The sequence below is a fragment of the Terriglobia bacterium genome (assembly GCA_036496425.1).
Taxonomy (GTDB): Bacteria; Acidobacteriota; Terriglobia; order 20CM-2-55-15; family 20CM-2-55-15; genus 20CM-2-55-15.
This window is the reverse complement of sequence record DASXLG010000153.1, coordinates 1-25,292: the sequence shown is the minus strand read 5'-3', so window position 1 is coordinate 25,292 and position 25,292 is coordinate 1. Positions and strand designations below refer to the sequence as shown.

19 protein-coding genes are annotated in these 25,292 nt (G+C 56.7%); 1 reads left to right on the top strand and 18 read right to left on the bottom strand.

Annotation, left to right across the window (positions count from 1 at the left end; all coding sequences use genetic code 11):
- The first annotated feature begins 124 nt into the window (after positions 1–124).
- Complete coding sequence (locus VGK48_11030; GenBank protein HEY2381700.1) at positions 125–1,858, top strand: glycoside hydrolase domain-containing protein; 1,734 nt, start codon at positions 125–127, stop codon at positions 1,856–1,858.
- Between the two features lie 305 nt (positions 1,859–2,163).
- Here the strand turns inward: VGK48_11030 and VGK48_11025 are convergent, their stop codons facing one another.
- From VGK48_11025 to VGK48_10940, 18 genes are all read right to left on the bottom strand, one after another.
- Positions 2,164–3,678, bottom strand: a complete 1,515-nt coding sequence (locus VGK48_11025; protein HEY2381699.1) for an oligosaccharide flippase family protein — start codon at positions 3,676–3,678, stop codon at positions 2,164–2,166.
- Positions 3,668–4,948 (bottom strand): O-antigen ligase family protein, encoded by a 1,281-nt coding sequence (locus VGK48_11020; GenBank protein HEY2381698.1) that lies wholly within the window; start codon positions 4,946–4,948, stop codon positions 3,668–3,670. The genes VGK48_11025 and VGK48_11020 overlap by 11 nt, the downstream gene beginning before the upstream one ends.
- The gene (locus VGK48_11015) at positions 4,948–6,045 is read right to left on the bottom strand and encodes a polysaccharide deacetylase family protein (protein ID HEY2381697.1); all 1,098 of its coding nucleotides are present in this window, start codon (positions 6,043–6,045) and stop codon (positions 4,948–4,950) included. The genes VGK48_11020 and VGK48_11015 overlap by 1 nt, the downstream gene beginning before the upstream one ends.
- Positions 6,045–7,151 (bottom strand): GNAT family N-acetyltransferase, encoded by a 1,107-nt coding sequence (locus VGK48_11010; GenBank protein HEY2381696.1) that lies wholly within the window; start codon positions 7,149–7,151, stop codon positions 6,045–6,047. Before VGK48_11010 ends, VGK48_11015 begins: the two co-directional genes overlap by 1 nt.
- On the bottom strand, positions 7,148–8,302 hold the full coding sequence (locus VGK48_11005; GenBank protein ID HEY2381695.1) for a GNAT family N-acetyltransferase: 1,155 nt from the start codon (positions 8,300–8,302) through the stop codon (positions 7,148–7,150). Before VGK48_11005 ends, VGK48_11010 begins: the two co-directional genes overlap by 4 nt.
- Positions 8,303–8,393: 91 nt before the next feature.
- Positions 8,394–9,455: a glycosyltransferase family 2 protein gene (locus VGK48_11000; protein HEY2381694.1), complete on the bottom strand. Its 1,062-nt coding sequence runs from the start codon at positions 9,453–9,455 to the stop codon at positions 8,394–8,396.
- A gap of 7 nt (positions 9,456–9,462) precedes the next feature.
- Positions 9,463–10,806, bottom strand: coding sequence for a nucleotide sugar dehydrogenase (locus VGK48_10995; GenBank protein HEY2381693.1), 1,344 nt, complete (start codon positions 10,804–10,806; stop codon positions 9,463–9,465).
- Positions 10,807–10,902: 96 nt separating this feature from the next.
- Complete coding sequence (glmS, locus tag VGK48_10990; GenBank protein HEY2381692.1) at positions 10,903–12,741, bottom strand: glutamine--fructose-6-phosphate transaminase (isomerizing); 1,839 nt, start codon at positions 12,739–12,741, stop codon at positions 10,903–10,905.
- Between the two features lie 15 nt (positions 12,742–12,756).
- The gene (locus VGK48_10985; protein ID HEY2381691.1) at positions 12,757–13,749 is read right to left on the bottom strand and encodes a gluconeogenesis factor YvcK family protein; all 993 of its coding nucleotides are present in this window, start codon (positions 13,747–13,749) and stop codon (positions 12,757–12,759) included.
- Positions 13,746–15,035 (bottom strand): sugar transferase, encoded by a 1,290-nt coding sequence (locus VGK48_10980; protein HEY2381690.1) that lies wholly within the window; start codon positions 15,033–15,035, stop codon positions 13,746–13,748. The genes VGK48_10985 and VGK48_10980 overlap by 4 nt, the downstream gene beginning before the upstream one ends.
- A complete protein-coding gene (locus VGK48_10975) occupies positions 15,032–17,152 on the bottom strand; it encodes a polysaccharide biosynthesis tyrosine autokinase (protein HEY2381689.1) in 2,121 nt (706 codons plus the stop codon). Before VGK48_10975 ends, VGK48_10980 begins: the two co-directional genes overlap by 4 nt.
- A gap of 8 nt (positions 17,153–17,160) precedes the next feature.
- Positions 17,161–18,522, bottom strand: coding sequence for a hypothetical protein (locus VGK48_10970; GenBank protein HEY2381688.1), 1,362 nt, complete (start codon positions 18,520–18,522; stop codon positions 17,161–17,163).
- Between the two features lie 27 nt (positions 18,523–18,549).
- Entirely contained in the window at positions 18,550–19,143 is a 594-nt protein-coding gene (locus tag VGK48_10965; GenBank protein HEY2381687.1) for a polysaccharide biosynthesis/export family protein, read from the bottom strand.
- Between the two features lie 189 nt (positions 19,144–19,332).
- Positions 19,333–20,784: a sigma-54 dependent transcriptional regulator gene (locus VGK48_10960; GenBank protein HEY2381686.1), complete on the bottom strand. Its 1,452-nt coding sequence runs from the start codon at positions 20,782–20,784 to the stop codon at positions 19,333–19,335.
- Positions 20,785–21,068: 284 nt separating this feature from the next.
- Positions 21,069–22,616 (bottom strand): PAS domain S-box protein, encoded by a 1,548-nt coding sequence (locus tag VGK48_10955; protein HEY2381685.1) that lies wholly within the window; start codon positions 22,614–22,616, stop codon positions 21,069–21,071.
- 29 nt (positions 22,617–22,645) lie between these two features.
- Complete coding sequence (locus VGK48_10950; protein HEY2381684.1) at positions 22,646–23,011, bottom strand: response regulator; 366 nt, start codon at positions 23,009–23,011, stop codon at positions 22,646–22,648.
- A 91-nt stretch (positions 23,012–23,102) separates the two neighbouring features.
- Positions 23,103–24,227: an SDR family oxidoreductase gene (locus VGK48_10945; protein ID HEY2381683.1), complete on the bottom strand. Its 1,125-nt coding sequence runs from the start codon at positions 24,225–24,227 to the stop codon at positions 23,103–23,105.
- Positions 24,214–25,292, bottom strand: a 1,079-nt coding sequence (locus VGK48_10940; GenBank protein HEY2381682.1) for a glycosyltransferase, incomplete at its 5' end; no start/stop codon positions are given. The genes VGK48_10945 and VGK48_10940, both read right to left, overlap by 14 nt.

The window sequence follows — 25,292 nt, the reverse complement described above, 5'->3', positions numbered from 1 at the left end:
CGAAGGCCCGGATGGATCGGTGGCCATCGAACCCTGACGAATATCGAAACGGCTGCCTTGGCGCCTGTCGGATCCGTTTGGCAAGAGCCTTGCTCGTTCTTCCAGGATCGAGGTGGTCATGCTGATGAGCCGATGGTCTTTTCTTGCCCTTGCAACGGTACCGCTGTTGCTCAGTTTTCTGAGACCGGCTCCCCAGCCGGCCTTGACATGGTGGACCACGGGGGACCTCGAAAAGATCCGCCCGTCCGCTAGCGAACCTCCGAATGCCACTCACGGCGCAAAAATCCACGCGGCGCGCAATGAATTCGAACCGTTCCAGCTCGTCCTGAGGGCTCAAGGTCAGGATGTGGACGGAATCGACGTCCAGGTCTCCGATCTCCGTGGTCCGCGGGAAACGATCTCGTCCGAGAAGTACATTACGGTCTATTTCGAAGGTTATCTGGATCTGGCACGTCCATCATCCCTCGACGGTGGAACGGGTGAGTGGCCGGACCCGTTGATTCCCCGCATCGACCGCTTCGCGAACGAAAAGCGCAATGCCTTCCCATTCAAGTTGACCAGCGGCCGCACCCAGCCCATCTGGATCGACGTCTTCGTCCCGCCGGCCACTCCCGCAGGCACGTATCGAGGTGAAGTTCAAGTGACGGCGGCGGGCAAAACTCCCATCACGGTGCCGGTCGAACTTGAAGTCTGGAACTTTCAATTGCCGAGCACTTCAAGCCTGCCGACGGCGTTCGGATTCAGCGGCAATGCGGCGGAGCGGATACATTACGGGCGTTATAAAGAAGACAAGGACGTCGACGACATCACCTATCTGTACGCGAAATCGGCGCTCTGGAATCGAATCACTCTCGACGGCAGCGCCAGCATCCTTCCCATCATCAAAATCGTCAACGGCAATGTCCAGCTGTACTGGGATGAATACGACGGCGTGATGGCGCCGTTCATGAACGGCATGGTGTTCTCATCGAACGAGCCGTTGAGCGGAGCTAAAGCCACTTCCGTTGCCATTCACACGCCCCCGCTGGTAAAAACGCCGGAGCAACAGGTCCAATTCTGGCGCCAGATTGCCCAGCATTTTCGTGAAAAAGGCTGGTTCGATCGCCTGATCGACTACCTGTGGGATGAGCCGAAGGCGAACTCCTACCCCGCGATGGCCGAACTTGGACGATTGGTGCACAAGGCCGACCCCGCGCTGCAGAACCTGGTTACTGCGCCATTTCATTCAGACTGGTCCGATTTCATCGATATCTGGACTCCGCCGATCAATTGTTTCGAGCGGAAGCCCCATCAGTACGATTTCTGCAATCCCATGGTGGAACGAGCCGCTTACCAGCCCGAGCTCACAAAGGGCAAACGGTTGTGGTGGTATCAGGCATGTGGCAGCCACGGCTGCGACGTCATCGGAGGCGAGTACTTCCGGGGCTGGCCGAGCTATATGATCGACGACGCGCCCGTCCGCAATCGCATCATGGAGTGGCTCACCTGGAAATACGGTATGCAGGGCGAGCTTTATTACAGCATGGACGAAGCCTTCGCACGGAAACCCGACCCATGGAAGGACGTCAACGTATACGCCGGCAACGGCGATGGAACCCTCTTCTACCCTGGCAGGCCTCAAGTCATCGGCGGCACGAAACAGATTCCGATCGAAAGCATCCGCCTCAAACTCATTCGGGAAGGGCTCGAGGACTATGAGTATCTCGTCCTGCTGACGAAGCTGGCGGGTAATCAGGAAGTCTCGGACGGGATCACCGGGCTGCTTCACAACACCTACGACTACGATCAGGATCCGGCAAAACTGATGGCCGCCCGCGACTGGCTGGGCCGCGAAATCAACCGGCGAGTGAGCCGCTGATAGACGGGGAAGAAACCAAACTGTTTTAGCCGCAGATGACGCGGATGACGCAGATGAAGGCGAATTCTAAGCCGTCTTCTTGCGCCCCCATCTGCGTCATCCGCGTCATCTGCGGCTAAAAACGTTTGGTTGCGGCTTTTGTGCTTCTTGTGGTTCCTTCCCTCCCCTGCCTAGTCGGCGGCCTCTTTCCACTCGCCTACCATCGACGGCGAGTCGTCCACAGTGCCTGCCGTGGGTTCCTCCGCTGTCAGAGCCTGATTCACAACCTTAGGTTCCATTTCCGTTTCCTCCCTTGCGGACCACCACTAAACAGCCTTCCTGAAAACAGGCGCCGGCTCCGCTAATCCGACAGTCCGTTTGCATACGTACAGAATCCGTTTCACCGAGGCTTTTTCGCCTTCGTCGAGAAGTCCGAATATCCAGACAATCAGCCCATACGTCGCGGCATATGCCATCCCGCACAGCGGCAGCATGACCAGGGTCGGAAGTGCGAGTCTCGCGTTCAACACGATGGCCGGCACAGCGGCGACCATCGCGGCCATCAGGATGCCGGCGAGATTCTTCCATGGAAGGATCTCGGCAAGTGAGCTTTCCAAAAGCGTCTTGATCCGGACAACACCCATGACCTTCGCCACAAACATGCCTACGAGCGTGATCATCACCGCGCCCATCAACTGGAATGTCGAAAGAAACCAGCTCATCATGACAAGGACAATCGTGAGGCGAACCAGATTGATACCGACCAGAAATTTCATTTCCGCGAACACCCGCAGTACACCGTCCGTCTGAAAGGCCGTCAGAATGATGGACAGGCACCACACCATGAATAGCGGAACACTTGCGGCATACGACTTCGTGAACAACAACGTGATCAATCTGTAGGCATTGACGACCAGCAAACCGACGAATGGAAAGAACAGCAAAGCCAGTTTTCTGGTCGTATCGTGCCAGATCGGGAGCAGATTCCGGATCTGCCCTTCCCTCTGCTCTTCCGTCATCCGGACCATCATCACGTTCGATGCCGGCGTGGCCATAAAATCAACCAGCGGGATCTGCAAGCAGCCGACCGAATAAATGGCGAATGTGGCCGCATCGAAATGAAATGCGACAGCGTATTGATGATAATTCTGCTGAATGACCTGAACAATTACCGACAGCGAAAACGGCAGAGCATAGGCCCATTGTTCTTTCAGCAGCGCCTTGTCCATGTGCAGGCGTCCCTTGAACTCCGATCTGAAATATCCAAATATGGCGCACACGCGGAAGAAGAAGAATACGACGCTTCCGGCCAAAGCCCACATCAGGCTTCTGGTGATCAGTGCCGGCACGACAAGAGCGACGGCGCGCAACAGATCGGATATAACGTAAGTTGCTGCCGCGAGATTGTAACGCTTGCGGGCCACCATTGAGATCTCAAGCACGGTCCCCATCAACATGAACAGGAGATAGGCGCCCATTACCGGTATATACCGGGCCAGTGCGGCATTGCTCATCCAGCTTGCGATACGGCCGGGACTGATCAATAACCCGATCCAGCACAGCAGTCCGCTGATCCCGAGCATCAGGACGGAATTCAGCGCATACGATGCGCCGCGCTCCGGCTTCTTCGGCAGAAAATAAAACAGGCATTCGGCGAGCCCGCACTGGCCGATCAGAAAAAGCGTGTACATAATCAACATGAATTGCTTGTACGTACCGAACTCGGCCTTCGAGAACACACGTACGAGCAGAACGGGGGTCAGGAACGTGATCCCGAAGGCCGCAACCCGTCCGGCCATCAACTTGAATGCAGGCTTGAACGTTGAATCGTCAGACGGCATGCGCGCCCTCCGCTGGCATTGAATCGGAAATTCGCCTGGTGGCGGCGATCACTCCCACCAGGATGTAAGGCCACCACGTGTAAATAAATCCGCCCGAGATAAAACAGAGGACGAGGCCCCACATGGCCAGCTCCAGGGCAGTGGCGTACGGACCCAGCGGCCCCGATCCCAGCTTCCAGGCCTGATATAGTGAAACGAAGATGAAGAGCAGAAAAGGAACGGATCCCAAAATGCCAACCTCGGCCAGGGCCTGAATGTATGCGTTGTGAACCACGAGTTGGTCGTGGCAGCCGCAGTCCGCATCTCTGCCGGCGTAAAGCGCATAGGCAACGCTCGAGTCGCCCGGCCCGACACCCAGCAGCGGATTCCGCAGAAACATTCTCATTCCGGCTTCGAGAGTCACCATGCGTTCCTGAACCGAGCCGTCCTGCTTGATATTGCTGAAACCACCGGAACTCCGGGTCCAGAACATGGCGATCACGACCAGACCGCCGACCATACCCGCGGCCAGGCCGATCCGGATCAGCGCGGACTTCTGTTTCCAGCCCATCAGGGCAACCACGGCAAACAGCGCCAGCAAGCCTCCGCGAGAAAACGTCAGGAAGATCGCGAGCATATAGACTGCGAGGATCAACCACAGACCCACGCGCACAAACCATCCGGATTTGCTGGCGAGTGTCAGCGCAATCGGAACCAGGATGATCAGCGCATAAGCCACTTCATTGGGATTCCCGAAAATACCGCGCCAGGCGGCGCGGGAATGCTCGACCAGGATGCCTTCCTTGTAGTGATCGATTGTTCCGACGGCTGGAAATATCCCGCCGATCACCAGCGTGAACAGCACCTTCCGGAGGCGGTCTTCCGAAGTGATGACGTTTTCCAGAAGGATGTACACGAGTACGATTTTGCCGACATCGATCGTCTGGTCCACGGCATGGCCTACCCAGAATGCCGTCGGCGTCGAAATAATGCAGGCCCCGAAAAATGCGAGCACCATTGCGCTCTGCGGCCACATCAGCTTGAACGACTGCCGCAGCTGGCCGAGTTCGATAACCATCATGGTGAGAGCGGCGACGGCAATCAGCAGGGCGGGCCGGAAGGCATCGAGTTTAAAAATGACGGAAACGTTCGAATAAAGAACAAGCAGAAACAGGATCAGAAGTTTGAATGCGGTTTTCGGACCGCCGGTATCGACGGCCACCGGCTCCGCCTGACGTATCCATTGCTGCCGGCGGACCCCAGTTAACGGATATTCAATTGATCGTTCCATTAATTTTCACCTGGCTCGCTTGAGGAATGATCGTGCTCACAGCGATCTTCGGGATCGAATGCCCCATGTGCGTGGCAATTCATGATGGATGAGGAGAAGCCTCCCCACAGGTTCAGACTGGCCCGCTCCCAGAGGACTTTTCGGGATATCGTCAGCAACGGGAACCCGGGATCGCGCTGCCGGCAGATGCCGTACGCGAACTGGTAACCGGCCGAGCGCACGGCTTGCACTACGAGGGGATTGAAGCGTCCATCCGGATATGCGAAATGCCGGACCGGCGCTCTCAACCGGGACTCGATCGTTTGCTTCGATCCGGTAAGCTGCGACGCCGCTTCCGCAAGGCTTTCGCTGGTCAGCAGTGTGTGCGACTTCGTATGCGACCCGATCGTGATGCCACTCTTGTGCATCGTTTCGATCATTTCCCAGGTAAGCGGACCGGATTCCTCCAGCGCCTTTTCCATCGCAGATCCGCCTGAGAGTTCCGCCATGATGCGTTCCACCGATTCCCCTGGAAAGCGGTTCAACAACACCGTCATTACTCGAAACGCCTCATCGCCGGCAGCAGGAGCTGCGCTGACGCCGGCTCCTTCCACACCCGCAGCCCGGATTGCAGCGTTGACTGTTTCCCTGAGCGGCAACCCGCGGGATCCGGCCAGCCGCAACGAAAGATAGAGGCGGTCGAAGATCTGAGGCCTGCCGGTTCCGGCAAGATCGGTGACAACAAAGACGGCAGCGGGTATTCCCTTACGCTTCAGCAGGGGGAACCCATGGTGAAAGACGTCGGCGTAGCCATCGTCGAATGTGATGGCGGCAATAGGTTTTCGAGCGGAGTGGCCGGACTCTAGGTGACGCCCAACATCGTCCAGGGAGACGATTGAGAATCGCCGCGCGAGCCAGTCGATGTGCCGTTCCAGCATCCTGGCGCTGACCAGCATCGAGGGAATCGCGGTCTTTGCGCTTTCCTCGAAATCCTCGACCACGCGGTGATAGCAGATGATAAAAGGCGCGCCGGAAGGCGCGCCCCGGCGGCCCACGGTGCGCGTAACGTTATATACCGACGCATAACAGGTTTTTCCGACAGAACGCAGAAAACGCATCAAGCGTTACTAAGCACTCGCCGTGCCACGCGTCTGGCGGCTCGATTGAGATGAATCGCATGCCTGTAAATCCGCGCTCCGGCGCCGGGAGGATACAACTCGATACGGCCCAGGCCGCGCGTCGCGGTAGCCCAGTGGAACTTGTATTCTTCATCTCCATGGAGGAAGTCGTACTCGAGTGCGCCTTCGTCGATGGCTGTTTTGATCGCGAGCCCCATGACTGCGACGCCGACGCTATGCTTGCTGAACTCCGGATCGAAGCCCGACTGGTAAAAATAAAACTTCTGCCCATACAGGAGTCCGTACAACGACGCGGCGGGCCGGCCGTTCAGCCATACGAGGAGGATTCGCAGCCACCCCCGCTCTGCCGCAAGCCGGGCGAAGTCATGATGAAAGGCGTTCACCGCCGGCGTCTGAAACGCCTCCGAGGTTCCGGCAGCCTCCCACCTCTTGCGATGCAAGTCGATCACGATATCGAGCGCGGCGGCCGCTTCCTTCGGCATGCGAGCGCAGTCCACGCGCATCTCGAAATTCTTCGGAAGGAGACGCAGATACCGGTTCAGGTTCTTGCGAATATTCGGGCCGATTCCGCTCAGAAATGTTTCCCAGGTCTTGCCCTGCAGATCGATGTAGGGGCAGATGTTCAATTTCGTATCTGATGCCGCCCAGCCGCAAGCCGTTAATGACTTCGCCAGGCTTGAAACCAGGCAGCTTCCCGTCCGAAGCTGGCTGAGCTGAAGCATCAACCCGCGGCTATGGAAATAGTCTGCGAACGCAGTATTGACCTCATCCTCGCGGCCTGGTTCGATAATGGCATCGAGATAATCGGAACCGATCACACCGCTGCCTAGAAATTCCAGTGTCCGGGGCATCATCCTGGCGTAGTCGGCCTGCCGCTCGGCGAGCGGCAGGATGCCGGTCAACCGTTCATTGTCGCGCGCGACAAGGATCGACAAACGGCGGCCTTCCGCTAGATGTTTCCACCAGGAAGCCAGCCATTCGTGGGTCAGGAATACGCCGTTCGACGCGCTGGACGCCAGCAATTCGTTCCATGCGCCGCGCAATCCAAAAAATTCCTCCGAACTTCGAATGGTTTCGATTTTCATGTGTATATGCTTTTCAATCGTGGCTTGACTGCCGGCACAAGGCTGAATTTCAGGTAGTGAAGGAGGCGCATGGACGGTCGGTTTCTGAACAGAAACAGCCAGCGGTGGTCGAGCTTTTCATTCGTCCATTCAAATTTCCATTCGTCATCCCCGCCAAGGAAATCGTACTGCTCGACACCTTCCGCGCAGGCCTGCTGAAGAAGAAGATTCAGCAGCATGTTGCCGGGAGAATACATGTGGTACTCGGGGTCGTAGCCGATTTTCACGCCATACAGCTTTGTTCCGCTGCGCAACAGATAATTGAAGGCAATGCGTTTTCCGCAGAAACGGAGGAAGGCAAGCCGGAGCCGGCCGAGCTTCGCCTCTCTCCTGGCCAGCCGCGTATAGAACTCCGCAACGGTCGGATCAGAGGTAATGGCAGTTCCTTCCACACCCTTCCAGGCCGCAGCTTCAATACGGAAGCCGTCGGCGAGCGCCTGGTCCACTTCCGCCGGACTGCGGATGATTTCGACCTCGACCGGACCCTTTCTCCGCAGGCGTGCGTAACGTTTGCTCAAATTGTACTGAGCGCCGTTCTTCAGCTGCTCGAAGAACGCCCCGTAGCCCTCCGCCAGCGGGATGAAGGGCGACGGTGGCGCCGCCCATTGCCCGGTCAGCCATCCGGCTTCTCTGCCGAGCGCCTCCATCCTGCAGATGGTTGGCGAGTTCTTCGGAATATGAGTCAGAATAACCGCGTCGGGTTCTCCGCTGGCTGCCAGTTCATTCCAGATGGCGCGATACAGGCGCGGATCCGGATCGCCTGCGGCGATAAAGTCGTAGCGCGGTGTGTGCGGATTGTAAATCGCCTGAATTGCGTTCAGCTTTAAGCCATAGATGGTAGCCCGCGTCTTCATCAATGGAGCGACTGCGGCAAGCTCTCCGCGGGCGCGGACCATCATGACGTGCAATTCGTTGCCCTGCCCGAACGATTCCCACCACGTGCGAAACCAGTTATGCGACAGGAATACGCGATCGGCGCCGCATCTTTCGACCAGCCTGTCCCACTCCGGCGCCAGGGCATTGAAGCGATCCAGACCCCTTACCACTTCAACCGAAAGGCCGGCGCTGGCTATGTCCTGTTGTGTATGTGCGAGGACTTGCTCTTCGACCAAACGTCCTTCTTTCCAGTAATGAAGTAGTACAAACCGGCAACCGCCGCCCAGTTCATGAGAACAAACGTATACGGTAGTGAGAGCATCCGCCTCATGCCGCCCGCTTACCTTCCTCCGGGATAAGAACCGGCGCGGCGATTTCTCGCTTCGAAAGCAGATACCCGGCGCCGGCACAGACGTACCAGGCCGCCTGCATTGAAAATGTCAACGCGTAGAAGCCGTGGACCATGAAGGCATTCGATACAAACAGCGCCAGCAGCGCCCAGGGCACGAGCAGCCGCCCCACTTTATGCGAGATAAACTGGACGAAGATCGGATTTCTCCAGGGAGTCAGCGCGGCCGGCAGCTGGCTTAACAACTGGTAGTTTCCCGCCAGAGTCCGCACCTTGCGCCCGTACTCTGCAAGGGGACAACAAGCCACGACGTCGTACGCTTTAGCGTCCGCGTCGAACACGGTTCGCTTCCCTTTCAGCACGATTCGAAGCGGGGTCAAGACATCATCGAGCAGCGCGTCCTCCGGTAAATCCTCGTACAGCTCTCGGCGTATGGCATAGATGGCGCCGGTCGCGCCGGCAATCGAATGAACCTCGCTCTCAATGGAACGAAGCGTCTTTTCATACCGCCAATACAGACCCACGTCCGTTGTGGACTGCTGCTCCGCCTCATCCATCAGCAACAACTCGCCACTCACGGCGCCAACCTGCGGGTCGACAAAATTCGCGGCCAGCTCACGAACGGCATCACGATCGAACCTCTGCCGCACGTCGGCAAAAACCACAATCTCGCCGGTTGCCCGCCGCATGGCGCGGTTTAAAGCTCCGGCCTTACCGGTATGCTGCTTCGAGTGCACCATCTCGACGCCGCGCGAGGCATACTTCCAGACCAGGAATTCGGAGCCATCCGTAGGGCCATCCAACGAGACGATGATTTGAAGCTTCTGTCTGGGATAGCGCAGAGAAAGGCAGTTCTCCAGCTTCTTTGCAATGCCCGCCCTTTCATTGTGAGCCGCTATGACGATGCTCACGCCGGGTTCCCAGTACTTCTTGCGGACCGGCCGCGCGGCCAATCGTCTCCAGATCAGCAGCACGGCCGGATATCCGAAGTACACGTAAAACACGAAGAAAAAGCTGAGCCAGAAGATAGCTTGCAGCACCTGTAACTTATAACCTCACCAGATTGTTCGCCTTCATGCCCTCCGTGGCGTTCCGCGTGTCGAACACCACGGGGGCGTTCCGCAGGATCTCGGCATAGTCGAATGCAGTGTGGTTCGTAATGATCATTGCCAGGTCGCACCCGGCCAGGACCTCCCGGCTCGGCCGGACGGCATCGATGCTGCGGCCGTCAAGCCGAAGCGAAGAAACGTAAGGGTCGCTGTACGACACCTCCGCGCCCAGGCCGGCCAGCAGCTTGATGACTTCCAGCGCCGGAGATTCCCGGCTGTCGCTGATGTCCTTCTTGTAGGTCACGCCGAGAACATGCACCTTCGATCCACGCATCGCCTTACCGCGTTCATTCAGAAGTTCCATGGCGCGGGTAACGACAAAACGAGGCATTCCGCTGTTGACTTTGTCGGCCAGTCCGATGAATCTCGACTCGAAGCCGTCGATTTTCGACTTCCATTCCAGATACAGCGGATCGATCGGGATGCAATGTCCTCCCAGTCCCGGTCCGGGATAGAAAGGCATAAACCCGAAGGGTTTCGAAGCCGCGCCCTTGATGACTTCCCACACATCGATCTTCATGTGCGAACACATCAATGCGATTTCGTTCGCCAGCGCAATGTTGACGCTGCGAAACGTATTTTCAAGCAACTTGACCATTTCAGCCACGCGTGTCGAAGTGACCGGAACGATCTGCTTCATCGCGGAGCCGTAAAGCATCGCGGCCAGGTCCGCGCAGCGGGGCGTCGTACCGCCGACAACTTTGGGAATGTCTTTTGTCGCGTATTTGCCGTTACCCGGGTCGACGCGTTCCGGCGAGAAGGCCAGAAAGAAATCCTGTCCAACGCGCAGGCCGCCGGCCTCGAGCGCCGGCAGGACGAGTTCTTCTGTCGTGCCGGGATACGTCGTGCTTTCCAGGATGATCAGTTGTCCCGGCCTCAACTCTTTCGCGATGGCATCGGCAGCGGAGATGATATAGGACATGTCCGGATCTTTCGTTTTCCGCAATGGCGTAGGAACGCAGATGCTGACCGCGTCGAGATTGCGGATTTCGGAGAGATCGGTTGTCGCGTGAAACCTTTTTTCCGAGATGGCTTTCTGCAATTGCCTGTCGCCGATATCCGTGATGTAGGATCGGCCTGCGGTGATGGCGTCGACCCGATTGGTATCGATATCGATTCCAGTGACGTTAAAGCCCGCGTCACTGAGCGTCAATCCCAGCGGCAGGCCGACATACCCAAGACCAATGACTCCGAACCTTGCGGTCTTCGTCTTTATCTTCTCCTCCAGCTCGAGATAGGCATCGGTTTTGACGGTCACATCGTTTTCAATAATCGTGCTCATGATGGTGGCTCCTATTTCTTGATGGCTGCGGCTTTGTTCCCGGCTGCACGCTATCGCGTTTGCGCTTCGCGCCGGGCTTGCGTTCGCAGCCGCTCACTATTCCACAGTCACACTCTTGGCCAGATTGCGCGGTTTATCGACATCGCATCCGCGTAAGGCAGCCACGTGATATGCAAACAGTTGTAGAGGTATGGCGGATAAAATCGGATTGATGAGGGGATCGGCGTCCGGAATATAGATTGTGTAATCCGCCTTTCCGGCGATCTCATGATCGCCTTCCGTGGCGACAGCGATCACAATGCCGTCCCGGACTTTTACCTCTTCGATATTACCCATCGTTTTCCGATAAACGGCGTCCTGTGCCGCCAGAACAAAGACCGGCATTTCCGCGTCGATCAAGGCGATCGGGCCATGTTTCATTTCACCGGCGGCGTAACCTTCGGCATGGATATATGAAATCTCTTTGAGCTTGAGCGCTCCTTCTAAGGCGACGGGATATTGGATTCCCCTGCCGAGATACAGGAAATCGCGATACTTCCAGAACTTCTCGGCCAGCCCGGCAATCCCCTGGCTTTGATCAAGCAGCTTGTTGATCTGGTCGGGCACGTCGCGCAGCTGGCGGACATGCCGCTCTATTTCATGCTTCGACAGCGTTCCGCGCGACTGCGCCAGTTGAAGTCCAAGAAGGTAAAGGGCCACCAGCTGGGTCGTGAACGCCTTGGTCGAGGCGACGCCGATTTCGGGGCCGGCATGCGTGTAAATGACACTGTCCGACTGGCGTGCCGCCTGGCTTCCCACCACATTGCAGATGGACATCAGGTAGGCGCCCTTGTCCCGCGCCTCCTTCATGGCGGCCAGGGTATCCGCGGTTTCGCCGGACTGGCTGATTCCGATGACCAGATGTTTAGGGCCGACGATCGGATCTCTGTAGCGGAATTCGGATCCGTTGTCGACCTCGACAGGAACGCGGGCCAGGGATTCGATCAGGAACTTACCGACCTGAGCCGCATGCAGCGAGGTTCCCATCGCAACGATGGTGACCCGCTCCGCTTCCTTAAGGATTGCGGGATTCCCCAGCTCCGCGGCGAGCGTGAGCGAGTCGTCGGCTGCCACCCGGCATAGCAGGGTGTCGCGAATGGCTCGCGGCTGCTCGTGAATCTCTTTGAGCATGAAGTGGGCATAGCCTTCTTTTTCCGCCATCTCGGCGGTCCAGGTTATGGTTTCCGGCTCGCGGCACGCGCACTTGCCGTCGATGTCCTTGATTCGAACTCCATCGTGATTGATGATCGCGATCTCGCCGTCTCTCAGAAACACCATGTCCCGCGTATAAGGCAGCAGCGCGGGAACGTCCGATGCAATGAAATATTCCCCTGAACCGACGCCGACAACGAGCGGCGGGCCGTTGCGCGCAGCCAGGATTTTATTGCCGCCGCCTTCAGTAGAAACGACGGCGATGCCGTAGACGCCTTCAACGTCCTTCAGAGCACGGCGAACCGCCGTTTCAAGATCGCCTTCGTAGTAGCTCTCGATCAGGTGAGGAAGAACCTCGGTATCGGTCTCGCTCTGAAATTTGTGGCCCTCGGCAATCAGGCGATGCTTGAGGTAGAGATAATTTTCGATGATGCCGTTGTGCGCCACGTAGAAGCGGCCCGTACAGTCCCGGTGGGGATGGGAGTTTGTCTCGCTCGGACGCCCGTGCGTGGCCCAGCGGGTGTGTCCGATGCCGCATTTAACAGAGCCGTCACCCTTATCGGACGCCTTTATCTTTTCTTCAAGAGTGCCGATCCGGCCGACGGAGCGGATGACATTCGGGGTTCCTTCCTCCATGATCGCGATGCCGCATGAGTCATAGCCGCGATATTCCAGCCGCTTCAATCCGTCAACAAGGACGCTGGACACTTCCCGGGAACCGATATAGCCGACGATTCCGCACATGTTACCTCCCATTCCCTACGCACATATAAGTTCATGCGCGCCGGCAAAGCCGCGCGCGAGTGATACAACCAGCCGGGCCAGAGTCGCGGGATCATGCCGCGCTTTGACTTGACCGGCCTTCAAAAGGGGCGCCGCAACAGGAAGGACGCCCTTCCTGCGCATACCGTCTTCGTCCAGCGGCCTGCCTGCAACCATTTCGGATCCCGACATGAAATACCGTTCTGCAACTCCCGTGCCGATGCCCGAAGAATTCATCACACACACATCGATTGCGGGTAGATACTCCAGCAGCGCGCTCACATGGTCCGTTGCGGAATACCCATCGGTCTCACCGGCCTGTGTCATCAGATTGCTGACATAGATTTTGATCGCGGTGGAACTCTGTATCGCGTCGACCACTCCCGCGACGAGAAGGTTCGGCACAATGCTGGTGTAAAGACTGCCCGGGCCCAGAACAATGGCGTCCGCTTCTCTCAACGCCTCGATTACGCCTGGAGCCGGAGGCGGGTTCTGCACATCGAACCAGACACGCCGGATGCGCCGGCCCGGTCGAGGAATGTTGGATTCGCCGCGCACGATCCGGTCGTCTTCGTAAAGGGCGCAAAGCGTAACGGGCTGGTCCGTCGAAGGAAGGACTTTCCCCTGGAGTTCCATCAGGTCCGATGCCAGCCGGACAGCCGCGGCGAAGTTACCCGACATTTGATACAGTGCGGACAGGATCAGATTACCGAGCGAATGTCCGGCAAATGATTCCGGATTATCGAACCGGTGCTCGCAGACCGAGGTTAGTACCGCGCGCTCCGGCGCAAGAGCAATCAAGCACTTCCGGATGTCACCCATTGCCGGCATATCGAAGGCTTTACGAAGCGCGCCGGTCGACCCGCCGCTGTCCGAGACCGTAACGATTGCCGTGATGTCGATCTGAGACGGTCCCATCTGCCGTATTTCCCGCAGGCCAGAGAGAAGCACCGGAAGGCCAGTACCGCCGCCGATACCGACGATTTTCATCTTCCCTCACCCTTCAGGACCACACCAACAGTCTTGAGCAGAATCAAGCAGTCCAGCTTCAACGAGTTGTTCTTTGCGTAGTAGAGGTCGTATTCGAGCTTGTGATGCGAATCCTCGATAGATGCGCCATACGGATACATCACCTGAGCCCAGCCCGTAATGCCCGGCTTTACATAATGGCGGAGGTCGTAATAGCGGATTTTGCCTTTGAGGATATCCACGAAATACGGCCGCTCCGGGCGTGGCCCGATAAAGCTCATATCTCCGCGCAAGACGTTCCATATTTGCGGCAGCTCGTCGAGTCTGGCCTTCCGCAAAATTGTGCCGACTCTTGTGACCCGGTCGTCGTTTTCCGTCGCCCAGGTCGGCCCGGTATGACGTTCTGCGTCCTGCCGCATCGAGCGAAACTTGTAGACGATGAAGCGGCGTCCCATCAGGCCGACGCGTTCCTGACTGAAGATTGCTGCTCCCGGACTTTCCAGTTTGATGACGGCCGCAATCATCGCCATCAGCGGCGCCGTCACGGTCAGGAGCGCAACCGATAATGCGATGTCCAGAACACGCTTCACAAACAGGTATCCCTTCGAAGGACAGAAGCCCTTTGCAAAGATCAATCGCTCCGGCGATAACCCTTCAATCCAGATCTTGCGGCTGGCACGCTCGAAGGATTCGACGGCGCTCTCGACCCGGATGCCTCGCAGCTTCAGATCGATCAGTGTCTTCGCGGCGTCGCTTTCCTGCCGGATTTCAGGGTCTGCCACAACGATCCGTGAAATAGCCTCCCTCTGAGACAACGGGTTGAGATCGGCATAATCCAGGACACGAAGGCTGCCCGCTCCCCCCTCATCTACAATTTCGCTGTACAACTTGCGCGCCATGGTCTCAGAACCGACGATGACAGTGCTTTCCGGGTCGCCGCTTTTCGCCAGCGAGCGTACGATCGGTCGCATGACAACGATGCCAAACATCAAAAAGCAGGCGGATGCCGCTGCAGCGGCATACCCGGGAGAAAGTCTGGGAAAGATATAAAAGAGCAGCGCAGCAATGACAAAGCCGGAGCCGGCAGACTTCAGTATCGACTGAATGAACACCTGGGGCTTGGAATCGACCAGAAGTTCGTCGACTCCATTCAGGTGAAAGCAGATCTGACATGACAAGAGCACGATTACCAGACCCAGGCTTTCACCCATGAATTGCAGATGCGTCCCGCCGCCGAAGTGCCGCGCCGCCAGAAGCACGGCGAGCGAAAAGAAGGATGCAATCGAGTAAAGCCACACCTTGATCATGCTGTCTTCTTGTAATACTCGTACGCGTACGCATAGCGGCTGCGTTGGTAGTCGACGTCATTCAGCACTGCGCCCAGGAGATTGGCCGCGTCGAAGCCCTCCAACGCATGCTGGAACAGTTCACGCGGCGTTTGTCTCGCCCGCACGACGAAAAGAACCTTGTCGACCAGGCCGGCGAGAAGGTGGCTGTCCGCGATCGGCAGCACCGGCGGCGCGTCGACGATGACGTAGGCAAAGCCGCTCTTCAGCTTGTCGAACAGCACACGTGCCTTCGGCGACGACAAAGCCGCAACAGGATTGGCCTGGGCAACCCCGCCGGGAATGACGAACAGGTTTTTGATCCGATGGACGTACCTGCCTGGATCAGCATCCGCATGGACGAGCAGATCGTGAAATCCCTTCTCGGCGCCGACGATCAGTCTCAGATAATCGGCCACCCGCGGCTTTCGCATATCCGCGTCGATAAGGAGCACCGGCTCGTCTGTGCTTGCGGAAAGCGCCGCTGCCAGATTAATCGCGGTGAGAGACTTGCCTTCTCCACCTGCCGCGCTCGTCACCATCACGACTTTCGATCGCGAAGCGTCGCATTGTTGCTGCACCTTCATGGCAAGAATCCGATATTGTTCAGCGGCAACAGAGTCGGGATCCTGAACGGTCACGATGGGATTGAGGGCCTTCTGGCCTTTTTTCGCCGGCGCAATATTCGGTACCACACCCGAAATGGGCAGGGTCGTAAATGCCTGAAAATCGTCGACGGTTCCAAAAGTCGTATCGTTCTGCTCCAGCACGAAAGCCAGGACGAGGCCGAGCCCAAGGCCTGCCGCCAGGCCCATCAGGAGCAACCGGGCGCGCTGCGGGCTGTAAGGGGCACCCGGCAGGGGCGCCGGCTCCGACACGGCGAAAGCGATTCCAGCCTGAGACTGCTCGTAACCTTTCGCCATGCTGTTATCGAGCTTCTTATCGAGCAATGCATACATTTGTTTTTCGCCGAGGTTGAGTTCGCGGTTCATGTCTTCAATTACTTTTTCGTGCTGCGGAGTTGACTCCAGCCGGCTGTTGTACGTTTCCATTTGAGTGGTCAAATGCTGGATATCGTTCTTGTATCCGGCAATACGCTGCTCGGAGCCTTCCAGGTCTGCTTTCAATTCCGAATACTTGAGGTAGTTTGCGCTGGGTTCGCTCCGGCCTTTCTGCGGCGCGGATGCAACGGCGTTCTCCAGTTCGGAGATCTGCCGTTTTGTTTCCTTTACTTCAGGGTGATCGGCCGTATAGCGCGTTTGAAGTTGCGCCAGTTGGATCCGCAGTTCATCGAGTTTCACTTCGTTTGGCGTCTTCTCATGGATCATGGGTTGATCCAGGACACCCTTGGCTTCAAGGTCTTTAAGTTGATCTTCAATGGAGGCCTTCTTCGCCTCTTCATCAGTGATCTTCGTCTGGCGGTCCTGGATCTGATCTTTTGCGTTATCAACCGCGTGAATATTGTCATCCAGATGGTCGGGGAGAGCGTGCACAGCGGTTGTTTTGTAATCGTGGATCTGTTTGCTCTCACCTTCGATGTGCTTTGTTAAAGCCGAGAGCTGGTCGTCGATGACTTTCGAGGCATCGTTGGTCTTTTGTTCGTGCTTGGCCGAAGCGTCCCTCACAAACACTTCCGCAAGCTTATTCGCCACATTCATTGCTTCATACCGGTCGCCCGAGTCATAGGTCAGCGTGAATGTGTGCTCGTTTTCGATTTTGATGAAATCCGTTTGTGAAGTGAGTTCCTGCCGGAACTCTTCGATCTGCTGAGGCGTCAGATCGCCTGCTGTATGGCCGTATTTCTTTGTAGCCTTTGCAGCCGCCTGTATGACGGGATCACTCAATAACACCTCGCGCACTGTAAACAGGTGGTCTCTGATGTCCAAAGGCGGGGGCTCAAGGTACCGGAGATATTCCGGCGGCGTGGTCTGCTCCGCCGCGATGACGGCAGTCGCCTTATAGCGGTCATGCTGGTAATGCGCGAAGACGGCGAACCCGGCGGTCAGCAGGACCGTCGGTATGATGACGAAAATCTTGCGACGCCGCAGCGCGTCAAGTAGTGAAAAAATCGACAATGAATTACCTGCGGTGCTGGCCATTGATCCTCCTACTGCTGGGGCGTCGACTGACGACGCTGGTGATCCGTCAAGGCGACGTACTGTGAATCCTCGTTGTAGTGATTCAGGCGCCGATCCGTTTCGCTCGAAAGCGAAATCTGGATGCCCACCGTGAAGCGGTCTCTCGAGAGCGGCGTCCCGACATAAGCGTTTTCGTTCTGGTAAAAGTTTTCCAGGCTCGCAAACAGCACCTCGCGATCCGAGACCCGATAATCGAAACGCGTGCGCGCCATCAAGCCCTCGGTCGCATTCACAAGCGGACTCGATACCTCGCGTGACATAGTCGTAGCGAATGTAATGGCCGTGCGCCGTGTCGGTTGGCCTTTAAACCGTAGCGTGACGACGTCGAAGAATCCGTTGCTGGCGAGGCCAGAGGCAAATGCTGTTGAAGAACCAGCCTGGAACGAAAGCGCACGCGAGTAGCCGCCGCCCACCCACCAGAATGTGCCCAGCCGTTTATCTCCGCTGAGAGTGAATGTATAGTTGAGTCCCGTATCCATTTTGATCACTCCGCCGGTGAACTCCAGGACTGTGCCCGGAGTGGGGGTGACTCTGTATTCCAGAATTCCGCTGTGTATCGGCCTTTCAAAGGCGTAGCTGGCATCGACCTGATCCTCACCTGTCGCATGGTGATCGATCGGGGCGATTCTAAAAATCGAATAGGTGCCGCGCAGCCGCTGCGTTCGGCTCAGCATCCGCGTTGCAAGGAACGAATAGCCCTGCGAGATCGAATCGAGGAAGTGTGACTGAAACGGGTCAGTCTGACCGAAATTCGTATGGTCGTTGTCGTACCGGGCGCCGAAAGACGTCACGGCGTTCGGCTGAAACTCAATGTTCGCCCTGATGTCGTTTTCCGTATACGGGCTCCGCGGCAGAAGAAGAAAGACGTTTTCCAGTGTCCTCGCCGGATCACGCGACGATTTGTATGTGTCGCCGGCAGAGACCTCGAGATTTCTGGCGAAGAAATATGTAAACGTTCCGACCGCCTGGTGATTCAGCGCGTTCTGGTCGGAGTTGTGTTGAAAGAGCTCAACCTCCGGCGACCAGGTAGCCAGAAATTCATGGCGTTTCGAATCGTTCTGAAATGCCATCTTCGGCAGCGTCAGGACCATTATGTTGTCGTCGAGCCGAAGCGGCTTGATGTTTGGCGCCCCTACCTGAACGCTGGGCGGCAGTGAAAGCACCAGCAACCGCTCGTTTGGATCTGTGCGATCCACAAGAAAACCGTGGTCTTCGCCGCCGGAAATCTGCAGCGGCGCCACAAACGAAAATCCATTGAGGCCTGTTTGACCCTGTTGCGCGAATACCCAGACGGGACAGAACAGACAGACTATGACTAACAGTTTCTTCATACGTTCCTTTGGCGCTCCGGTCGAAGGCTACTGGATAATAATTTTGTCGTAGGGCAGGAGGTAGAACGGGTCGACCCGCCGCCCCTTGATCTGGTCGTCGATGCTCAGCTTGAACTGATGAGGGACTCCGTTCGAGTCTGCCCGGATGACGACGATTTTGTTTTTCTTGGCATACTCCGTCGTACCGCCGGCCATGGCGATCGCGTCCAACAGCGTGGCACGGTCTCTGATCTTGTACATGCCGGGGTTTTTCACTTCACCCAGAACCGATACTTTCGGGCTGTTCACTTCCTTCACGACGACCGTAACGGCGGGGTCGGCAATGTACTGCTTCAGTCTCTGCGCGATCTCCTTTTGAAGATCGGGGGCCGTCTTGCCGCTCGCAAGCATTTCCCCGATCAGAGGCAGTGAAATCTTTCCATCCGGCCGCACCGGCACCGTCCTGTCGAGTTCCTTATCCTGGTATACGGACACTTCGATGACGTCATCGGGTCCAAGCCGGAACTCGGAATCGCCGTACGCGTGTGGAATGGCATTAGTGTCGGTGTGCTGCTGGGCATATGCCGCGGGCATGAATCCGGCGAGTACAACGATGAGCGCTGACAGGATGGTGAATCTCATTACAACTCCTATTTGGATGTCGTAAGCAAGGATGCACAAACGTTGCCAGTCTGTAATCGCGTGATTTCAATGGGTTAAGCGGTATGTAGTGTGAATGGACGTTCTACTTCGGAACAACGGTACATACTTCAAAAAATGCTTAAGCCGCAGGCCCGATGACCTGCGGCTTAAAGGGATTACCGGAGTTATTCAGAAAGGCAGCGGCTGGAAGTCCCTGCCCTGTTGAGCCGGCTTAGTCAGTGAGCTTTGGATGCTGTGGCGATTATCGATCTGCCAGCGCTTGAGTTTGTTCAGCAGCGCCTTGTAGCAGATATTGAGACGGCGCGCAGCCTGTTTGCGGTTCCAGCTGGTTTCTTCCAGAACGCGCAGGACAAGTTCCTTCTCCGCAGTTTCGGCCGCCCGGGTCCCGACGTCCTTCAGAGACATGCTGTCTTCCTTCGGTTTGATGGGAACCGCCACGGCTGCCCCGGCTTGCGATTGTTCCTTCAGTTCCGAAAGGTTCATATTCATATCCGGAAGGATCAGATAGCGCTTTATCGCATTCTCAAGTTGCCGGACATTTCCCGGCCAGTCGTAGCGAAGAAACGAGTCCATCAATGAGGGAGAGATTTCTTCGACGGAACTCTTGTAACGGTCGCGATAGCGGCACAGGAAATAGTTACACAGCACCGGGATGTCTTCACGGCGCTCGCGCAGCGGAGGTATGTCGACGCGGATCACGTTGAGCCTGAAGTAAAGGTCCTCGCGGAATTTGCCGTTTGCGACGTTCTCTTCGAGATTGACGTTTGTGGAAGCGAGTACCCTCGCATCGACGCGCACCGTGCGCTTGCCTCCGAGGCGCGAATATTCACAGTCTTGAAGCACATGCAGCAATTTGGCCTGCAGGTGCGGAGTCATCTCGCCGATTTCGTCCAGCAGCAGGGTTCCCTTGTCGGCAAGTTCGAATTTGCCCGGCTTGTCGTTCAAGGCCCCCGTAAAGGCGCCGCGTTCGTAGCCGAACAGCTCGGACTCCAGCAACTCATTGGGCAGCGCGGCGCAGTTCACCTTCACGAACGGTTTGTCATGCCGTGACGAATGGGTATGGACAAACCGCGCCAGGACTTCCTTACCGACACCGGATTCACCCGTGATCAGCACCGGAACGTCCGTATCAGCGACCTGTTTCGCGATTTCTTTGATCCGCAGCAGCTTTGGATTCGTGGATAGAATGTCGCCCGCATCGACGTAGGAATCAAGCTGGCGCTTGAGGTTCTTCACTTCCTCCTTGAGCTTCTGCTTTTCGAGTACGTTTTCGATCGCAAGCTCCAACTCCTGCTCCTCAAAGGGCTTCACCAGAAAATCGGAGGCGCCCACTTTCATCGCCTCGACGACCGTTTTTGTCTGCCCGCCGGCGGACAGAATGATGACGGGAATGGTTGAATTGATTCTCTTGACGTTTTCCAACACTTCGATACCGTTGATACCGGGCATCACAATGTCCAGCACGATGAGTGAAGGAACGTAACCGGCTGAAAGACGCGCGACCGCCTGATCCCCGCTTTCCGCACATTCGACGGTGTACCCGCACGAACTGAGGAAATCGGACAGATAACTACGCACGCTCTGATCGTCGTCCACCACTAGAATTGATCGCTTACTCATTTACTTGCCTACCCTCCACTTTCTCGGTAGTTCCCGGTCCGTGCACTGCCTAGACACCACACGTGCCGCGGGGTTGCGACTTCAAGTGCAATGGGAGTTCCAAGTTGTGTCATTCGAGGAAGTTGGCGTGGACTCCGAAGTAAGTCTATGGTTCTAATGATACATGCCGGCTGTCATCGGATGTCCTACATGAGATGGCGCATTCCACTGAGTCGCCGCTACCCCGGGCGAATAGGGCCTTCGGCACCACTATGTGCATCCCAAGTTACCTCGTTTTGGGGGATTTATGCGGTAAGAGGCAGTTCTTGCACGCCTGCTTCGAAGATGATGCTGAAGGTGGATCCCGAGCCCGGGTCGCTGTGCACTTCAAGCCGATACCGCATCAACTCACAAAGGGAGCGGCAGATGGAAAGGCCAAGACCGCTGCCCTGAAGCAGGCGCTGCGAATCCTCCAATTGATGGAATGGCTCAAAAATATCGCCAATTCGTTCTCGTGGAATGCCTATACCCGTATCGGTGACATCGATGCGAAGGGGCCTGTGATCAAGCGGACTAACGGTCATTTCGACGATAACCGCTCCCTGCGGAGTGAACTTCAATGCGTTGTCGATAAGGTTTACCAGAATCTGCTTCAGCCTTGCGGCATCCGTCCGCAGCGGAGCGCTCGCCTTTGGCAATCGCATGATGAGTTCAACCTTGGGGTTCCGCTGTTCTCCATCAAATTGTTTCACAACATCGCTGATCAGCGCCTCGACCGCAATCTCGTCGACCTGCAAATCCATTCTGCCGGCTTCCACCTTCGACAAGTCCAGAACACCGTTGATCAGCCGCAACTGGTCTTTCGCGTTCAGAAGGATCCGCTGCAGAAAATCCTGATCCTGCAAGGAGAGATAGCCGGCAGCGTTCTGCAACATGAGATTCGTAAAGCCGATAATGGCGTGCAGCGGCGTCCTGAGCTCATGACTCATTCTTGCAACGAAACTGCTTTTCGCGAGGTTCGCCTCTTCCGCAGCTTCTTTCGCACGGCTGAGCTCTTCGGTTTTCTTTCGCTCGCTGATATCCCGAACGATACCGGTAAACATGGTGCGCGTCCCGCTTCTCCACAGAGCCAGCGACAATTCGAGGGGAAAAACATTTCCGTCTTTGCGGAGGCCCTCGAATTCCATCGTCTTTCCGACGATGTGAGACCTTCCGGTCACGCGAAACCGCTCGAATCCCGCCAGGTGCGCTTCCCTGTACGACCCCGGCATCAATCTGTCCAGTCTCGCGCCGAGGATTTCGTCCTCCGAATACCCGAAGATGATTTCAGCGCCTCTGTTCCATCCGACGATATTTCCGGCGTCATCTGCAAGAATGATCCCATCGGCGGCGGTTTGTACGACGGAGCGAAAGCGCAACTCGGAGGCTCTCAACTCGTCGCGCTGGCGCTGTACTTCATCCAGCGTTTCCGCTTGAGCCATGGAGTACCGGATGGAACGTTCGAGCAGTTCCGGGGTGATTCTGTCTTTGACCAGAAAATCTGCCGCGCCAAGTTCCATGGCTTCGACGTCGAGCCGGTGGTCACCGATTCCCGTCAGAAGGATAACCGGAGCCTTGCAGCCGATATGGCGGGATTCTTTCAACAACTCGAGCCCGTCGCCGCCACCGATTCTGTAATCAAGCAGACATACGTCGTGCGCGCAGCGCCGGACGGCCTCGATACCCGCTCCCCAGGAATCCGCCCATTCGAGGTCGTAGGATTGCTTTTCAATGTCGGAAAGCTTCCTGCGAGTCAGCAGGTAATCGGTTTCCTCATCTTCAACCAGTAGAACGCGAATCGGGTTCCGCCCCATACAGCGGGCAGAGCACATCCAGCGCCAATCTAATGAGCGACCCAGCGTTCAATAGTGGAGAACAGAACGCTCATATCCAGAATGGGTTTGGCGACATAGTCGTTGAAGCCGGCGGCAAGGTATTTCTCCCGGTCACCGACCATTGCGTGTGCGGTGAGGGCAATTACAGGCAGGTCATGCAAATCGGCGTCATCTCTAATGCGGCGGAGAATCTCGGTTCCATCCATCTCCGGGAGGGAAATGTCCAGAATCACGACATCGGGTTTGTTCTTTCTGAAGCCTCCTATGGCCTCGATTCCACTGGCATATTCGATGATTTCGTATTGATCCTCCAGAATCGTCCGAATGATCAAACGGTTGTCGGCGTTGTCGTCTACGACGGCAATCTTGCGCATGTCCTGCAAATAATAACACGTGAATTCAGGGTGATTCGAAGATGTACTCCGCTACCACCCGGACATTCCGCGTAATCCGCATAATCTGCGGCTAGACGGCTTTCGCATTTAACGCATTGACATACCAGCCGACCATCTTATCGATCAACTCGACGGTCATGCGCGGACACTCGACGCCTGAACTGCTCAAGGCTTCGACAGCCCTTCGGCAATCGAATCGCGGCTCGCCCTGCAGATACTGGTAATAGAACGCCATCTGCTTTTGAAAGAGCGCCTCCAATTTGGTCATCGGGGTTTTCAGGAAAGACTTTTCTCCAACCAGACGAATGCCTTCGACTCCGATGACCCGGCAAACGTTTGGAAGCCAGAGGCGGTTTTCCGTAGGGATGGGATTTGCAAGGTGGAAGGTACCTCCCACGCTGCAGGATTTTTCGGAAATCCCGATCATTCCATTCACGACGTAATCGATCGGAACGAAGTTCAGCGTCTGGGCTTCGGCTCCCAGAACCCTGAGCGGCAAATGAACCAGTCCGGCTTCCGGCTTGCGGCGCCGCAGCCGCTCAATTGCGGACCAGAGCGCGCGAATGAACGCATATACACCGTGGAAATGCGTCGCCCGGCCCGATCGTGAATCACCAATAACAATGCTGGGCCGGTAAATTGAAGCAACGATCGCTGCCTGCTTGTTTTCGGCGGCAATCAGCAACTCTGCCTGACACTTGGATTCCTCGTACGGATTCTTAAAACCCTGACCGACATCGATCTCCGTTTCGAGCGCGACGTCCGGGCGATTGCCTGCAATATATGCCGTACTGACGTGCTGAAGCCGGCGCGTTGGCGTTTGCTTGACGAAATCAAGTACATGACGTGTGCCGCCGACGTTCATTCGAAAAATCTCGTCACGGTCCTCCGGTTGAAACGACAACGAAGCCGCGCAATGCCAGGTCTCGTCGGTCGAGGCGATGATCGGCTTCCTTGAAGCTTCACTCAATCCAAGGTCCGGAAGGGAGATGTCCCCTTCAAGAACGCTGAGCTGGTCGAAGCGTGAAGTTCCAACGTCGTGTAAAACATCCTTTACTCGTGTTTCGGCCGAGGTATTTTTCGAACCCCGGGCAAGAGCCGTCACATGATGCCCGATCTCCAGTAGACGCGCTGTAAGATGGCTGCCAAGAAAACCGGTGGCGCCGGTTATGAAAATCTTTTTAGGCTTCGACATCGACCGGTTGAATCCTTTCAATCAATTGGCCTGCGGAAGCGGATCGATAGAATTGTCCGATCGACTCACGCTTGCGATTCCATTCTCCAGGCCCCTTCCGGACGATGCCTTCAACCTGGTCGAGAGTTTTTGCGGCAAACCCGAAATCGTAATGAACCGCTGCATTGAATAGCCCGGATTCCTGCGGCATCAGGCAACCCAGGCTGGTGAACAAGACAGGAACGCTGCAGGCAAGCGCCTCATACGCAGAGAGTGCGCCGGGCTTGGTGACAACCAGGTCGGCTGCTCCGATGTACCGGTGAATGTCATCAAGGAAACCAAATGTACGGGTTTTTCTATCCTGCATCCGCTCGATGCGCCGCCGCAACCGGCCGTTTCTGCCGCAAATCATCAGGATATTGGCGTCCGGCGCCGCCGCACGAACTGTTTTATAAATCTGCCGCAGCGGACCGCCGCCGCGGGCGCCGCCATTAATGAGGATGATGCCCGCGTCATCGAGTTTGAGTGCGCTCCTGAAATCCTGAATCTCGGTCATGGTCGCAGGCACGAATTGCGGTCTCACCGCCATCGGTACCCGCTCGATCCGCCAGGCCGGGATTCCGCTGGCTGTCAGCGCCTGAAGAGCCTCATCCGTAGGCACAAAATAACGGTCCACGTATGGGGAACTCCATCCCCGCCAGAATGGAGGAAAAGGATCGGTGAGAAACGTGTAACAGGGAATCCCCAGCTGCCTGTCCTTGATATACCTCTGGATGAAGTGGTTCATCATCGGGTGAACGGACAATACGACGTCCGGATCCTCCGATTCGATAAATCGTCCGAGATACCGCCGGACTTTCGAGTAAGCAAACCCATTTTGATTCGGCCGCAGCGTATTGATCAGCTGAAAATACCCGCTCATCCATTGAGGGCGGTGCCGCAGCAAAGTGTTGTAAAGGTTGGCGAGCGAGCGGTTCACGCTCGTCGACTCTTCAAGAGGCTTTCGGATCTTGGCTTGGATTCCGGCAGACGTGGCCGCTTTTTCGATCGCGGCCGCCGCGCTGTTGTGTCCTTCCCCCGTGTCCG

Bases quoted from the DNA above. Each gene is read 5' to 3' on its own strand.
- VGK48_10950 (HEY2381684.1), bottom strand. From the start codon at position 23,011: ATGCGCAAGATTGCCGTCGTAGACGACAACGCCGACAACCGTTTGATC.
- VGK48_10945 (HEY2381683.1), bottom strand. From the start codon at position 24,227: ATGTCGAAGCCTAAAAAGATTTTCATAACCGGCGCCACCGGTTTTCTT.
- glmS (HEY2381692.1), bottom strand. From the start codon at position 12,741: ATGTGCGGAATCGTCGGCTATATCGGTTCCCGGGAAGTGTCCAGCGTC.
- VGK48_10965 (HEY2381687.1), bottom strand. From the start codon at position 19,143: ATGAGATTCACCATCCTGTCAGCGCTCATCGTTGTACTCGCCGGATTC.
- VGK48_10960 (HEY2381686.1), bottom strand. From the start codon at position 20,784: ATGAGTAAGCGATCAATTCTAGTGGTGGACGACGATCAGAGCGTGCGT.
- VGK48_11020 (HEY2381698.1), bottom strand. From the start codon at position 4,948: ATGGAACGATCAATTGAATATCCGTTAACTGGGGTCCGCCGGCAGCAA.
- VGK48_10970 (HEY2381688.1), bottom strand. From the start codon at position 18,522: ATGAAGAAACTGTTAGTCATAGTCTGTCTGTTCTGTCCCGTCTGGGTA.
- VGK48_10975 (HEY2381689.1), bottom strand. From the start codon at position 17,152: ATGGCCAGCACCGCAGGTAATTCATTGTCGATTTTTTCACTACTTGAC.
- VGK48_11010 (HEY2381696.1), bottom strand. From the start codon at position 7,151: ATGAAAATCGAAACCATTCGAAGTTCGGAGGAATTTTTTGGATTGCGC.
- VGK48_10985 (HEY2381691.1), bottom strand. From the start codon at position 13,749: ATGAAAATCGTCGGTATCGGCGGCGGTACTGGCCTTCCGGTGCTTCTC.
- VGK48_11015 (HEY2381697.1), bottom strand. From the start codon at position 6,045: ATGCGTTTTCTGCGTTCTGTCGGAAAAACCTGTTATGCGTCGGTATAT.
- VGK48_11025 (HEY2381699.1), bottom strand. From the start codon at position 3,678: ATGCCGTCTGACGATTCAACGTTCAAGCCTGCATTCAAGTTGATGGCC.
- VGK48_10980 (HEY2381690.1), bottom strand. From the start codon at position 15,035: ATGATCAAGGTGTGGCTTTACTCGATTGCATCCTTCTTTTCGCTCGCC.
- VGK48_10995 (HEY2381693.1), bottom strand. From the start codon at position 10,806: ATGAGCACGATTATTGAAAACGATGTGACCGTCAAAACCGATGCCTAT.
- VGK48_11030 (HEY2381700.1), top strand. From the start codon at position 125: ATGAGCCGATGGTCTTTTCTTGCCCTTGCAACGGTACCGCTGTTGCTC.
- VGK48_10955 (HEY2381685.1), bottom strand. From the start codon at position 22,616: ATGGGGCGGAACCCGATTCGCGTTCTACTGGTTGAAGATGAGGAAACC.